A 14,233-nucleotide genomic window follows, 5' to 3' on the forward strand; every position below is an offset into this window, starting at 1 on the left:
ATCAGATTGATGTTATAGAAAGAGGGAGCTGAACATCAGCTCCTTTTATTTGGGGTCTATTTCTTTGATAAATTTATCAGATTCATCAATGGCGATATTCATCTGATTAATTGCTCGTTGAATATCATCCTGTAAATCTGAAAATTCGCTTTTCAGTGAGGTAATAGCACTCGCGTTTAAGTTATGTTTTAAGTACAAAGTGTTATCTCGAAGTGTATTTAACACCGGTACCATTTTTCTTTCTGCTCTTTTCATTGCTGTTAGCATGGTACGATAAGATTTCCGGGTTGCTTTTAACTGTATTTCACTTTTTTGGCGCAATGTCTGATCTGTGTACTCACTGAGTTCCTGATGCCATTCCCTGAATAACGCATCGGCAACATCTTCAATAGCAGCTCTCCGGCTTTGAACATTCTCGACGGCATCCGAACTTTTTTCATATTCTGAGTGGATATGGTCATACATTTCTTCCAAATCTCCGCCATGATAGTTTGTCAGCTTTTTTAGTTGTTGGTAAGCAGACTGGAATTCTTTCTGGGCCCGTTTTTGCGCCGTCTGAGCATCTTCAACACGATCGACCATGATTTCTCTTTTGTGGTAACCCACTTTTTCCATGGCCGAATAATAGGCGGACTGGCATCCGGTTAAGACCGTGATAAGAGACAAGCAAATTAGTAACTGGCGCATTTCATGATCCTTTTAAGATTTATATACTAGAATAAGATTCCAGAGTTTTGGAGATAGCGTGAACATACCACATCGATTCAGACAAGTGCTCTCTTGTCTCAACTATACATATTATAGAATCTCAAAAGACAGAATTAACGTTAGTGCGGGATATTTAGCTTATATTACTTTGTTGTCTCTTGTGCCGATGATGACCGTTTTGATTTCGGTATTTTCCTCGGTATCGGCATTTAGTGATGCGAGTGAGGTGATTCATAAGTTTGTTATCGACAATTTTGTGCCTGCAGCCGGGGATGCCGTCAGTCATGCCCTACAAAGCTTTGTTGCTAACACGGGGAAAATGACGGCACTTGGCGGCACTTTTTTGTTTGTAACGGCAATCATGCTGATATCAAATATTGATAAAAGTCTGAACGTTATCTGGCGAACAACAAAAAAAAGACGTTGGGTTTTTTCTTTTTCTATGTACTGGATGGCGCTGACTCTGGGGCCTATTTTAGTTGGTGCCAGCCTTGCCGTTTCTTCTTACATCACTTCCCTGAAAATACTGGAGAGTGAAACCCTGACCGGAGCTTATCATTTATTGCTATCTAAGCTGCCTTTTTTACTTTCCTTTTTTGCTTTTTGCGGCTTATATCTGGTGGTGCCTAATAAACGAATTTATATTTCACATGCCGCAACCGGCGCTTTTGTTGCCGCTGTGTTGTTTGAACTGAGCAAAGTCTGTTTTTCACTCTATGTGACGCATTTTCCTTCTTATCAGCTGATATACGGAGCGCTTGCGGCTATTCCGATTCTCTTTGTCTGGGTTTATCTGTGTTGGATTATTGTTTTGATTGGTGCTGAAGTCACGGCTTCCATGGGTGAAAAGGAACATTGGGCAGTAAACATGGTAAACTCTGCCGAAGAGAATGATACGAAGCAAGATAGGGATAGTAGTGATAGCGCTGATACAAAGAGTAAGTGAAGCCTCGGTTAAAGTGGATAATGAAATAGTTGGTGAAATAGAAAAAGGATTACTTGTTCTGTTAGGCGTTGAAAAAGGGGATGATGAAGCAAAGGCCAGACGTCTTGCTGAAAGGGTCTCTACTTACCGGGTTTTTGAAGATGAACAGGGTAAAATGAACCTGAATGTTCAGCAGGTGAATGGTGAGTTACTTGTTGTCTCACAGTTTACGCTTCCGGCGGATACGAAAAAAGGAACCCGTGCCGGATTTTCAAGAGGGGCCGACCCTGCTGATGCGAATAACCTGTATGAATTCTTTTCTGATCAATGCCGGCATTATCTCCCTACTAAAAATGGTGTCTTTGCTGCTGATATGAAGGTATCGTTGGTTAATGATGGGCCTGTAACATTCTGGCTTCAGGTATAAGTTAGCTAAGGGAATTAGCTTCATGACTTAAAGGAAAAATCATGTTTAAAATTATCAACCCTACAACGGAAAATCAGCTGAAAAAATATTATCAGTTTCGTTGGCAAATGCTGAGAGAACCCTGGCACCTTCCCGTCGGGTCTGAAAAAGATGAATATGATGTTATGAGTCATCACCGGATGATTGTAGATAGCCGGGGCAGACCGATGGCCATTGGCCGATTGTATATTACGCCTGATTGCGAAGGGCAGGTTCGCTATATGGCGGTTAAGGCGAATCGCAGAAACCGTGGAATGGGATCGTTGTTGCTTGTAACGCTTGAGTCTCTGGCAAGAAAGGAAGGCGCCAAGAGGTTAGTTTGTAGGGCCAGAGAGCAAGCAATTCCCTTTTATGAAAAAAACGGTTTTGAGAGACGAGGTGAATTGAGCGATGCTCAAGGAACAGTCAAACACCAACAAATGGTGAAACCGTTGGATCTCATGTCATCGGTGCAAAGAAAACCGGAATGGTGTACGGATTTACAAAACCGGTGGAATGAGCAAATTCCTATCAGTGAAAAAATGGGAATAAAAATAAGCCAGTATACCGGGTACGAGTTTGAATGTTCTTCACCGGTCAATCCAAATATCAATCCACATAATACGATGTTTGCCGGTTCTGCTTTTACCCTTGCAACCTTAACCGGGTGGGGAATGGCCTGGTTATTGATGAGAGAGCGCAATTTAAAAGGGGATGTGGTTCTGGCTGACAGTCATATCCGGTACCGGAGTCCGATAACAGAGCCCCCGGTAGCTTCGACCAGTCTGGATGATATCAGTGGCGATTTGGACCGCTTAAAATCAGGCAGAAAGGCAAGAATCATTGTCAATGTGACTATATATAGTGGAGACGTTGCGGCTGTTGAATTTGTTGGCACTTACATGTTAATGCCAAATTATAAAGATTTGATTTCTTAGGATATGTGATTAATCTGAGTCCTCTCTTGCAGATAATCCGGTGGGATGATTCCGTTATCTGAGAAATTATTGATGGCACTCCGCCTGAATGCTTTTCGTTTCCAATAAATTAAGATTGATGGTTTTACAGTTGGATGGTGTGATGGAAAGCTGGAGTTTGCCCTTCTTCCAGTGATCCAGATCGATGAGACCTGAAAGAGTGGATGTCATTGATGGACTGGTAAGATTGGCCGGTGGGATAGTGATCAATCCTCTTTGACTTGTCAGATTAAGATTGTCCAGTGTGAAGGGGTGGTTCATTGGCTTTTTGTCGTCTGATATTGTTAAGGCTCCTTCTCTCAGATCGACATCGGCATTACCGGTTAGTGTCTGGCTGATGATCTTTTTATTGCCGGTTAACCCCCGGACATTTAGTGAAATATCGGCTAAGCCGGAGATAGCAATGGGTAAATCCAGATATTTCAGCATTGTCTGAACCGGAAAGCTGTCGGTATTCAGGTTCAGATTCCAGTTGCCCTGGTCTGGTGCAAAGTGCCAGACACCTCGTAAGTCAATGTATCCTTTTCGTAGTGGTGAGAATAACCGGTCAAGGTACCAGATGTGGTTTTGGCTGTGCATTTGCAAAATGGCCTGAGTTCCTTTTAGATCCCCATAGCTGGCATTATTCGCAGAAAGCTCAACAGAACCTTGCCACAATCGCCACTCTCCCTGTTTTCGGAGTGTCGCTTTATTTACATCCATGTTTACACCGGACAACTGCCAATAAGGATGAGTGGCTATTTGCAGAATCTGGCTGTTTCTAAGTTGCAAATTTTCGATTGATAGGTTGGAAACCGGGAAATCAAAACTCTCGGGAAGGTAATGATCAGATTCTAAATAATATTTAATGTTGTCAGCTCTGAGATTCTGAATGCTCATTGAGTCAGGTGTCAGATCTGCGGATACGCTCAGATAGCCATCACCAAGCTTCGCAGACAGTTCTTTTACATGAACCGTTCCAGCTTGTATTTCGGCTGTAAGAATGGGTTCTACCCACAGTTTCCCTGCGTATGACAATCCTTCCGCAGAGGCGGAAATGGTGAGTCCGTTTTGTGACCAGATATGCCACTGGTCTGGTGTTATATTTTCAGCAGAAAGTGACAGATTACTGATGCTCAGATCCTGATTTGAAAAAGACGAATTGAGAAGGTCTATTCTTGCAATTGAGGATACGTGCCAGCGGCTTTTGGTATTTTCCGCTTTTAGTTTTTCAAAAAGCTGAGTGGTTAAGTTCAAGTGGTTAGCGGTCAGAGAGCTAATATGCCAGTTATTATCTCTCGCTTTTTCAGCCTGAATAGCGATTTCCGCATTATTTAAGCGAAACGATAAACCGTATATCTGACTTTCATTTTGATAATAATCCACATCCAGTAATACATGATTGAAAGTCATCGAACCAGCGGTTACCTGTTTACTCTGAAGTTGTATCTGCCCATAAGGTAATAACGTATGCCCACTCCAGTCTGGTTTTTTAATCTGTAGATTGGCATTCTTTAAGTTAAATTGCTTCCCTTCGATGTTGATGTTTTTTAATGAAATCTGATGAGGGTGAAGTTTCTGAATTGTCTTATACAGAGAGGATTTTCCTGATAGGTCCATGTCTGAAATCAGTATGGTATCGACGGATAAATGACGTAATGAACCGGGTAGTGTGTTGTTGAACCAAATAGTAATATCGCTGTTTTTCTCACCATTATGTTCTACCTGTCTTAGCTGTAGTTCTCTTGGGTAAACATATCTGGCACTGGTAATATGAAGATCTGGAGAGATATATCGTTGACCTAACCAGTTGATTATTGGCGTAAGATAGTTCGGGTGAGTTAAAACAATAGCGAAAGAAGCAGATGAAAGGGTCACGATTGAGACTAAGATGATGAGCAACAGATACGATAACTTTTTCATTTCGCCTTCTTGGCCGTTGTTTTATCTACAGATAAACCAACATAGAATAGCTTCGATCAAAAAAAAAGCCCCTTTAGGGGCTTTTTTAATATTTATTGCGATTTGACGCTTAGTCTAGCTGAGGACCAGCAGCAACCAGAGATTTACCTTCAGCATTATCAGTGTATTTCTCGAAGTTGTTGATGAAGCGAGTTGCCAGATCTTTTGCTTTGCTTTCCCATTGTAGAGGGTCTACATAAGTGTCACGAGGGTCCAGAATTGCTGGATCAACACCTGGAAGTGCAGTTGGTACTTCTAGGTTGAAGATTGGCACTTGTTTGGTTTGAGCTTTATCGATTGAACCATCAAGGATAGCATCGATGATACCGCGAGTATCTTTGATTGAGATACGTTTACCGGTACCGTTCCAACCTGTGTTAACCAGATAAGCTTCTGCGCCAGCAGCTTCCATACGTTTAACCAGTACTTCAGCGTATTTAGTTGGGTGTAGTGTCAGGAACGCAGCGCCAAAACATGCAGAGAATGTTGGAGTTGGTTCTGTGATACCACGTTCAGTACCAGCTAGTTTAGCAGTGAAACCTGATAGGAAGTGATATTTAGTTTGTTCTGCTGTCAGTTTAGATACTGGTGGTAGTACACCGAATGCGTCTGCTGAAAGGAAGATAACTTTCTGAGCTGCGCCACCTTTAGACACCGGCTTAACAATGTTTTCAATGTGATGAATTGGGTAAGAAACACGAGTGTTTTCTGTTTTAGAACCATCATCAAAGTCGATAGAACCATCAGTCAGTACTGTTACGTTTTCTAGCAGTGCGTCACGACGGATTGCATTGTAGATATCAGGTTCTGCTTCTTTAGACAGGTTGATAGTTTTCGCATAGCAACCGCCTTCGAAGTTAAATACACCTTCGTCATCCCAACCGTGTTCATCATCACCGATAAGAGCGCGTTTGGGATCGGTAGACAGTGTAGTTTTACCAGTACCTGACAGGCCGAAGAAGATAGCAACATCGCCGTCTTTGCCCATGTTCGCAGAACAGTGCATTGCTGCAATGTCTTTAAGTGGCAAGAAGTAGTTCATCATAGCGAAAATGCCTTTTTTCATTTCGCCGCCGTACCATGTACCACCGATAACTTGCATGCGTTCAGTCAGGTTAAACACAGTGAAGTTTTCTGAGTGAAGGCCGTGTTCTTTCCATTTGCTGTTAGTGCATTTTGCACCATTCATTACAACGAAAGTTGGTTCAAAAGATTTCAGTTCTTCTTCTGAAGGACGGATGAACATGTTAGTTACGAAGTGAGCCTGCCATGCAACTTCAGTGATGAAACGTACACAAAGACGAGTATCAGGGTTTGCACCACAGTAGCAGTCAACAACAAACAGACGTTTGTTTGAAAGCTGACCAGTTACTAATGTTTTCAGTTCATTCCAAACCGCTTGAGTAGTTGGTTTGTTATCGTTTTTAGCGTGTTCAGATGTCCACCACATAGTGTCTTTAGTCGTGTCATCTTTAACAATGAATTTATCTTTTGGAGAACGGCCGGTAAAGATACCAGTATCAACAGCCACTGCGCCAAGTTCAGTTACTACACCTTTTTCATAGCCTTCCAAACCATCTTTGGTTTCTTCGGCAAAAAGTACGTCGTAACTTGGGTTTCTAACGATCTCAGCAACATTGGTGATACCATATTGGCTTAGATCTAATTGTGCAGCCTTATTTTGTTCCATAACAGTCATAGGTGCTCCTTATAAAATTGTAGGGAATTTAATTTTGGAAGTTTTGAAAGTTTTGAAAGTTTTATCTTCATCTGGGGCAAATCCTATCAACGTGCGGAAACCGAAACAGAGATCTGGTTCAAAAAATAACCATGATTTTTTTACATAAATTTGCCTTATATCACATGTTTTTCTGACCACTTTTTGCAAATTGATCTAGAATAAACTATGTGTAGAAAAATAGACGAAATTTTTATTTTCTTTTAATTTATACGAAATAAATATACCGTACGCCAGTCTTTTATTTCTTTTTTTTGTTATTTAAAGATCAAAAAGACCAGGATTATATCTGGCCTTTTTTAAATTTGGTGGATTATTCTTAATGTAATGTGTTGGTGTTTTTCTCTTGACTGGTGATAAGTTGCTCAATCTCGTTTTTTTCAAAGTGGTATGTCGTGCCGCAATAATCACAATGAAGGGATAATTTCCCCTGCTCTTTCAGAATATCGAACACTTCATTTTTGTCTAAAGTCAGAATGGCGGACTCACTTCGTTCCCGGGAACAGCCACACAAGAACTTAACTTGGTTAGGATGGAACAGTTGAACTCTTTCCTGATTATAAAGCCGGTACAGTAATTCCTGAGCATCAAGCGTAAATAACTCTTCACTTTTTATGGTTGCCGTCAGTTGCTCCAGATGCTCAAAGTCATTATCGTTTCCTTTACCGTCAGGCACGATCTGTAACAGCATACCGGCGGCTTGTGGTACGTCATAATTTCTTGTGTCGGTGCGAATCCATAATCGTGTTTTTAATTGTTCTGAACGCTCAAAATAGCTTTCCAGAACTTCCGCCAGATTTTTTCCTTCCAGAGCAACAATCCCCTGATAGCGTTCACCTTGTTTGGGTTCGATTGTAATGATCAGCTGTCCTTTTCCCATCATATCGTGCAAGGATGCATCGTCGGCTAATTCGCCTTCCCAGCGGGCTACACCGCGTACTTGCTGGTTATTATTACCATTGATAACCGCGACGGATACCGGACCATCACCCTGAAGCTGCAATGTGATTGAGCCTTCGAATTTAATTGTTGCCGTCAGAAGCGTTGTGGCGACTAATAGCTCACCAAGTAATGTTTTTACCGGGGCTGGGTAGTCTGTACTGGACAGAATTTGCTGGTAGGTATCATCGAGCTGAACCAGTTCGCCTCGTACTGATAAATCTTCAAAAAGGTAGCGGTGTAATACATTCTTCGCCATTTAAGGAAACTCCGGCATTGATTTATTGATGTTTGAACTTAATGATGTCGCGTCTCTGTTTTTTATCAGGTCGGCGATCTGGGCTTGGGTTATGAGCGTTCAGTTTTCGTTGTAAAGCATGCAATTCTCGTTTTTTTATGCTTTCTTCTGTTTCAGAGTAAAGTGTTTGTGCTTCCGGGGCTCCTCGCCTTTGTGAGGATAATTTTTCAATAACAACGGTTTTTTCTTCATTTCCTTGTCTTAACGTAATTATTGCCCCGGACTCTACAATTTTACTTGGTTTTGTTCTTTGACCATTATAGTGGACTTTGCCCCCGTCCACCATATTCCGGGCAATTGACCGTGTTTTATAAAATCTTGCGGCCCATAACCATTTATCGAGCCGAATTGGTTCTTCAGGGGAACTCATTAGTGGCTTTTTCCTCTAATAGCTGTTCATACAGAAATATAACAGTTTAAATGGTGCTGAAAATGTCTTTTTCAAGGGAACTGATCTTTACTTCAAACTATGTGAAAAATACAATGTAACGTCATTTTGTATGAATCTTTTTGTATGTTTTTATCCAGATGCGTAATTTTACTCACATTATTATGAACTGTTACAGATAAGGAAAAGCGTTTTTGCGTTGTCTTACCCTTTTACAGCAACTCCAGGCGAATCAACAAAAAGTAAGTTCCGGTGTATTTGCTTTGCTTATTATGCTGAGTATCTGGTTTATCGGAGCCTGGATTTGGCTGCCTGCCACATCAACCACGGTTGATAAGTGGGTGGCTCAACCCGTCAATATCGGTGCTGAAGAACGTTCGGTGGATCTGAATATAATACGATCTGCAAATCTCTTTGGTATAGAAACAAAGCCAGTTAAGGCCGTTGCTGAGGTTGTAAATACTCACGCGCCTAAAACGAAGTTAAATTTAAAATTGGTTGGTATTGTCTTTTCCCGATCGTCAGTGGAGAGTCTGGCTATTATTGCGTCTAAAGGTTCACAGGATACCTATGGTATTGGTGATGCTATTGATCGAACCCGGGCGAAACTAAAAGCGGTGTTGGCTGACAGAGTCATTATAGATAATTCGGGAAGAGACGAAACTCTGCTTCTGGACAGTAATATGACTCAGGCTGAACGGGACAATTTAGTAAAAAATACGGGCTATTTTAAGCCGGGAAACAACGCTGTCGCTGTTACCCCAGCCCCGGTTGATTCTCTTGATAGAGTTAAACAGGAGATTATGTCTCAGCCAGGACGTATATTTCATTATTTGCGCTTTTTTGAAATTCGCGAAAACGATCAGATTACCGGCTATAAGATTGAGCCGGGTAAGTCGAATTTGTTGTTTGAAAAGACGGCGTTGAAATCTGGTGATGTGGTGACCAGAATTAATGGCATAAATATATCCGACCAAAAAGCGATCATGTCTGCATTGACTAATATGATGCAGACGCCGGAACTAAATATTGTTGTTGACCGGGATGGTCAGCAGGAAGAAATTCGTATTCAATTATAACTTTGCTAAAAGTTAGTTAGGAGTTTAAGACGTGAAGCATTGGCTGCAATGTAAAAGTATATGGTTATTAGCGGGAAGTCTTGTTTTTTCTCCGCTGGTTTTAGCGAATGAATATAACGTGAGTTTTAAAGGCACCGATATTCAGGAATTCATCAATATTGTCGGTCGTAACTTACATAAAACCATTATTGTTGATCCTTCTGTCAGAGGGAAAATCGATGTCAGGAGTTACGATGCGCTTAATGAAAAACAATATTACAGCTTCTTTTTGAATGTCCTGGAAGTGTATGGTTTTTCCGTTATCAAAATGGATGATGGCGTTCTGAAAGTCGTTAAATCCAAAGATGCCAAAATGTCGGCAATTCCAGTGATGGGGGATGGCGAGAAAACTTACGCTGACAGTGTTATTACCCGGGTGGTTTCTGTTCATAACGTATCAGTAAAAGAATTATCCCCATTGCTGAGACAACTGGTGAATAATGCCGGTTCAGGCAATGTTGTTCATTACGCTCCGGCGAATATTATTTTGCTTACCGGTACCTCTGCCGTTGTTGACCGTCTGGCAGAAATCATCCACAGGGTGGATCAGGTTGGTGATAAAGACATTGATGTTGTGGCATTAAAGAATGCCTCTTCTTCGGAGATTGTGCGTATTGTAACGGCTTTAAATAAAGCCGATGGTAAAGATACGCCGGAAATGTTGCAGCCTAAACTGGTCGCAGACGAAAGGACTAATTCAGTTTTGATCTCCGGGGAGCCGAAGATCCGCGCCCGAATAAAGAAACTGATCAATCAGCTTGATGTAGAGATGGCAACGCAAGGGAATACCCGGGTTGTTTACCTGAAGTACGCTAAAGCGAAAAACCTGGTGGATGTGCTGAAAGGCGTCTCTGAGAACATGCAGTCCCAAAGTAAGAATAAAGGGGCTGAGAAAAAAAACAGCGGGGCGTCCGCCGATGATGTGATGATTGCTGCTCACGAAGAAACGAATTCTCTGATCCTGACAGCACCGCATGACATTATGAAAGCCATGTTAAATGTGATTTCTCAGCTAGATATCCGTCGGGCTCAGGTGTTAATTGAAGCCCTGATTGTTGAAATGAACGAAGGTGACGGAATTAATCTGGGTGTCCAGTGGGGATCCATCGAAAGCGGATCGGTTATCCAATACGGTAATACGGGAAGTTCTATCGGTGATGTGATGGTCGGGCTGGAAGAGGCGAAGGATCAGACTGCAACCGAATACTACTATGACAGCAGCGGTACCCGGCATTCTTACACTACGACGAACTCAGGTGATTATTCCAGCCTTGCCAGTGCATTAAGTGGTGTTGAAGGCGCGGCAGTCAGTATCATGATGGGAGACTGGACGGCATTAATCAATGCGGTTTCTACGGATTCCAACTCTAACATTCTTTCTTCTCCAAGTATTACCGTCATGGATAACGGAGAAGCTTCATTTATTGTTGGTGAAGAAGTACCGGTATTAACCGGGTCAACTTCAAGTTCTAATAACAGCAATCCATTCCAGACGGTTGACCGGAAAGAGGTCGGTATTAAGCTGAAAGTAGTTCCTCAAATCAATGAGGGGGACTCAGTTCAGTTAAAAATTGAACAGGAAGTGTCAAATGTACTGGCTGCGGACGGTGCGGTGGATGTGCGTTTTGGTAAACGGCAGTTAAATACCACGGTAATGGTCCAGGATGGTCAAATGTTGGTTCTTGGCGGACTGATCGATGAACGGACACAGGAAAGTGAATCAAAAGTCCCATTATTGGGCGATATCCCTCTGTTGGGGTACCTGTTCCGTTCAACCAGCACCAAAGTTGAGAAGAAAAACCTGATGGTGTTTATTAAGCCGACCATTATTCGTGATGGCATGACTGCCGATGGGGTGACTCAACGAAAATATAACTATTTACGTGCAGAGCAACTCTACAAGGCACAGGATGATCTGAAACTGATGAACGGTAAAAAACCGCCTGTTCTGCCTAAATTTGGTAAGGAACTTCAGCATCCTCCGGAGATTCAGGCATTTATTGATCAGATGGGACTGGATCAGGAGTGATGATGAATCGTTTGCCGTATAGCTTTGCAAGCCGGTATCAGGTGGTATATACCGAGCCGGATACACTTTTCTATGTTGAGCCTCTGAATCTGGAGGCGCTTGGAGAGGTTCGTCGTTTTCTGAAGGTTTCCTTTAATTTATCGAGTCTCAGTGAAAGTGATTTTGAAGCGGTACTGACGGACGTTTATCAGAAAGACGCATCGGAAGCCCGGCAGATCATGGAACACATCAGTTCTGATGATGATTTCTTTTCTCTGGCTGAAGAGCTGCCGAAAAATCAGGACTTACTCGATTCTGATGATGATGCGCCTATCATTAAACTGATTAATGCCATGTTAAGTGAGGCTATTAAAGAAGGTGCATCGGATATCCATATTGAGACGTTCGAATCTTCATTATCAATTCGTTTCCGTGTCGACGGGGTTTTACGGGATGTACTGACGCCGAACCGGAAGCTGGCTCCGTTGCTGGTTTCCCGGGTGAAAGTGATGGCTCGTCTTGATATCGCTGAAAAACGAGTACCTCAGGATGGCCGTATTTCACTTCGTATTGGTGGCCGGGCCGTGGATGTCCGGGTATCCACGATGCCGTCGTCCCATGGGGAACGAGTGGTATTACGTATTCTGGATAAGAACGCTATTCGCCTTGATTTACATAGTCTTGGCATGACAGATGCTAATTACGATACTTTCCGGACTTTGATACAGCGGCCTCACGGTATTTTGCTTGTTACCGGGCCAACCGGTTCCGGGAAATCTACAACGTTATACGCCGGTCTTCAGGAACTGGACTGTAATGAGAAAAATATTCTTACGGTTGAAGATCCGATTGAATTTGACATTGATGGTATCGGGCAGACACAGGTCAATCCGAAAGTTGACATGACATTTGCCCGGGGGCTGCGTGCTATTCTGCGTCAGGATCCAGATGTGGTGATGGTCGGTGAAATCCGCGACCTTGAAACTGCCCAAATCGCTGTACAGGCATCTCTGACGGGGCATTTGGTGATGTCAACGTTACATACTAATACTGCAATTGGGGCGGTGACCCGTTTGAAGGATATGGGTATTGAATCGTTCCTTATTTCTTCATCGCTTGTTGGTGTGCTTGCACAGAGACTGGTCAGAACCTTATGCCCACATTGCCGGGAAGCGTATTTAGCCAGTGAGACGCAAAAAGCGTATTTTAATCTGCCTGCGAATGAATTATTAACGTTGTACGCACCAAAAGGTTGTGAGCAGTGTAATTTTAAAGGGTACAAAGGTCGTACAGGGATCCACGAACTCCTGATCGTTGATGATAAGGTTCAGTCACTGATTCATAACAATGCCGCCGAGCAGGATATTGAATCTTACGTGAGACAGAAGACACCGAGTATTCGCTATGACGGATTGGAAAAAGTGAAGTCAGGTATTACGACCATTGAAGAAATCATGCGGGTAACCGAGGATTCATAATGGCAGCATTTCATTATCAGGCTCTGGATCACAAAGGAAAAACCCGGAAGGGTGTGATAGAGGGAGACAGTGCCCGTCTGGTCCGTCAGTCGCTGAAAGAGCAGGGACTAATTCCGGTCTCAGTTGAAGCCAGTGAGCAGAACAGCACATTAAAAGATTCACATTCTTCTCAGAGCCGGACTGGTGGCCGGATGAATGTTCATGAAATTGCCTTGTTTACCCGGCAGCTTTCAACATTACTCAAATCGGGAATGCCTCTTGAGTCTTGTCTTCAGGCCATCTCAGAACAGGCGGAAAAACAAAAGGTTCGTTCGGTAGTGACCAGTATCCGTGCAAAAGTGAATGAAGGTTATGCTCTGGCGGAAGGGTTGGCCGGGTTCCCTTCCGTTTTTGATCAGTTATACCGTGCTATGGTTGCTGCCGGTGAAAAGTCAGGACATCTGGATCTGATCTTAGACAGGCTGGCAAATTATACCGAGCATCGTCAGAAAATGCGCAGTAAGGTGTTTCAGGCGTTGCTGTATCCGGTGGTGTTGGTCGTCTTCTCTGTGGTGATCATCGGTATTCTTCTGACCGCCGTGGTGCCTAAAATTGTCAGCCAGTTTGTGCAGACCGGACAGCAATTGCCAACATCCACTCAGGTTTTAATTGGTATGAGTGATTTTGCTCAGCATTGGTGGTGGCTGATTTTATTATTGATAATAGGGTCTTGGAGTGGAAGTAAGTGGTTACTATCTCAGGAGTCTTACCGGTTTGCGTGGGATAAGCGTATCCTGACTTTTCCTCTGTTGGGGAAGGTCGTCAGAGGGCTGAATACGGCCAGATTTGCCCGTACACTGGCTATTTGTGCCTCCAGTAATATTCCGATTCTGGATGCAATGAATGTGGCGGGTGATGTCGTCACCAATTTGTATATGAAAAAGAAAGTGTCTGAGGCGACAGAAAGAGTTCGGGAAGGAGCAAGTTTACGGCATTCGCTGCAAACAACGAGTCTTTTCCCTCCGATGATGCTGCATATGATTGCCAGTGGGGAACAAAGTGGTGAGCTGGAAAAAATGCTGATTAGTGCTGCTGATAATCAGGATAATCAGTTTGAGTCGACCGTAAATATCGCCCTTGGGCTATTTACTCCGATACTGATTGCGGTGATGGCCGGATTTGTCTTATTTATCGTTTTGGCCACATTGATGCCGATTTTGGAAATGAATAATTTAATGACTCGCTAGGGGACATTAGCCCCGGAGAAAAACAAATATAGGTTGATATGAAT

Annotated in this window: 12 protein-coding genes; 7 read left to right on the top strand and 5 right to left on the bottom strand. The window is 42.9% G+C overall.

From position 1 onward, the window contains the following. Positions 1-45: 45 nt before the first annotated feature. Complete coding sequence (locus tag LRQ06_RS08090) at positions 46-687, bottom strand: DUF2959 domain-containing protein (protein WP_232765864.1); 642 nt, start codon at positions 685-687, stop codon at positions 46-48. A gap of 64 nt (positions 688-751) precedes the next feature. Between LRQ06_RS08090 and LRQ06_RS08095 the strand changes: the two genes are divergently transcribed. The 3 genes from LRQ06_RS08095 to LRQ06_RS08105 are packed head-to-tail and all read left to right on the top strand — an operon-like array spanning position 752 to position 3,016. After that, positions 752-1,654: a virulence factor BrkB family protein gene (locus tag LRQ06_RS08095; protein WP_373054825.1), complete on the top strand. Its 903-nt coding sequence runs from the start codon at positions 752-754 to the stop codon at positions 1,652-1,654. Further along, positions 1,626-2,060, top strand: coding sequence for a D-aminoacyl-tRNA deacylase (gene dtd, locus LRQ06_RS08100; protein WP_232765866.1), 435 nt, complete (start codon positions 1,626-1,628; stop codon positions 2,058-2,060). Before LRQ06_RS08095 ends, dtd begins: the two co-directional genes overlap by 29 nt. Positions 2,061-2,101: 41 nt before the next feature. Further along, the gene (locus LRQ06_RS08105; RefSeq protein ID WP_232765867.1) at positions 2,102-3,016 is read left to right on the top strand and encodes a bifunctional GNAT family N-acetyltransferase/hotdog fold thioesterase; all 915 of its coding nucleotides are present in this window, start codon (positions 2,102-2,104) and stop codon (positions 3,014-3,016) included. 66 nt (positions 3,017-3,082) lie between these two features. Here LRQ06_RS08105 and LRQ06_RS08110 read toward each other — a convergent pair whose 3' ends face one another. From LRQ06_RS08110 to hslR, 4 genes are all read right to left on the bottom strand, one after another. Beyond that, positions 3,083-4,957, bottom strand: coding sequence for an AsmA family protein (locus tag LRQ06_RS08110; RefSeq protein WP_232765868.1), 1,875 nt, complete (start codon positions 4,955-4,957; stop codon positions 3,083-3,085). 109 nt (positions 4,958-5,066) lie between these two features. Beyond that, positions 5,067-6,695 carry a phosphoenolpyruvate carboxykinase (ATP) gene (gene pckA / locus LRQ06_RS08115; RefSeq protein WP_232765869.1) on the bottom strand — a complete coding sequence of 543 codons (1,629 nt, stop codon included), beginning with the start codon at positions 6,693-6,695 and terminating at the stop codon, positions 5,067-5,069. 358 nt (positions 6,696-7,053) lie between these two features. Further along, positions 7,054-7,932, bottom strand: coding sequence for an Hsp33 family molecular chaperone HslO (gene hslO, locus LRQ06_RS08120; protein ID WP_232765870.1), 879 nt, complete (start codon positions 7,930-7,932; stop codon positions 7,054-7,056). A gap of 22 nt (positions 7,933-7,954) precedes the next feature. Then, complete coding sequence (gene hslR, locus LRQ06_RS08125) at positions 7,955-8,341, bottom strand: ribosome-associated heat shock protein Hsp15 (protein ID WP_232765871.1); 387 nt, start codon at positions 8,339-8,341, stop codon at positions 7,955-7,957. 212 nt (positions 8,342-8,553) lie between these two features. On the opposite strand from hslR, the gene gspC reads away from it, so the two are divergent. The 4 genes from gspC to gspF are packed head-to-tail and all read left to right on the top strand — an operon-like array spanning position 8,554 to position 14,189. Further along, complete coding sequence (gspC, locus tag LRQ06_RS08130) at positions 8,554-9,438, top strand: type II secretion system protein GspC (RefSeq protein WP_232765872.1); 885 nt, start codon at positions 8,554-8,556, stop codon at positions 9,436-9,438. A gap of 31 nt (positions 9,439-9,469) precedes the next feature. Next, entirely contained in the window at positions 9,470-11,506 is a 2,037-nt protein-coding gene (gene gspD, locus LRQ06_RS08135; RefSeq protein WP_232765873.1) for a type II secretion system secretin GspD, read from the top strand. After that, entirely contained in the window at positions 11,506-12,963 is a 1,458-nt protein-coding gene (gspE, locus tag LRQ06_RS08140; RefSeq protein WP_232765874.1) for a type II secretion system ATPase GspE, read from the top strand. The genes gspD and gspE overlap by 1 nt, the downstream gene beginning before the upstream one ends. Beyond that, positions 12,963-14,189, top strand: a complete 1,227-nt coding sequence (gene gspF, locus LRQ06_RS08145; protein ID WP_232765875.1) for a type II secretion system inner membrane protein GspF — start codon at positions 12,963-12,965, stop codon at positions 14,187-14,189. Before gspE ends, gspF begins: the two co-directional genes overlap by 1 nt. Positions 14,190-14,233: the final 44 nt, after the last annotated feature.

This window comes from Vibrio salinus (genome assembly GCF_021272385.1).
Classification (GTDB): Bacteria; Pseudomonadota; Gammaproteobacteria; order Enterobacterales; family Vibrionaceae; genus Vibrio; species Vibrio salinus.

What these genes read in the sequence shown, in the direction of transcription:
- hslR (WP_232765871.1), bottom strand. Translation starts at nt 8,341, where the DNA reads ATGAGTTCCCCTGAAGAACCAATTCGGCTCGATAAATGGTTATGGGCC.
- pckA (WP_232765869.1), bottom strand. Translation starts at nt 6,695, where the DNA reads ATGACTGTTATGGAACAAAATAAGGCTGCACAATTAGATCTAAGCCAA.
- hslO (WP_232765870.1), bottom strand. Translation starts at nt 7,932, where the DNA reads ATGGCGAAGAATGTATTACACCGCTACCTTTTTGAAGATTTATCAGTA.
- LRQ06_RS08090 (WP_232765864.1), bottom strand. Translation starts at nt 687, where the DNA reads ATGCGCCAGTTACTAATTTGCTTGTCTCTTATCACGGTCTTAACCGGA.
- LRQ06_RS08110 (WP_232765868.1), bottom strand. Translation starts at nt 4,957, where the DNA reads ATGAAAAAGTTATCGTATCTGTTGCTCATCATCTTAGTCTCAATCGTG.
- gspE (WP_232765874.1), top strand. Translation starts at nt 11,506, where the DNA reads ATGATGAATCGTTTGCCGTATAGCTTTGCAAGCCGGTATCAGGTGGTA.
- LRQ06_RS08105 (WP_232765867.1), top strand. Translation starts at nt 2,102, where the DNA reads ATGTTTAAAATTATCAACCCTACAACGGAAAATCAGCTGAAAAAATAT.
- gspF (WP_232765875.1), top strand. Translation starts at nt 12,963, where the DNA reads ATGGCAGCATTTCATTATCAGGCTCTGGATCACAAAGGAAAAACCCGG.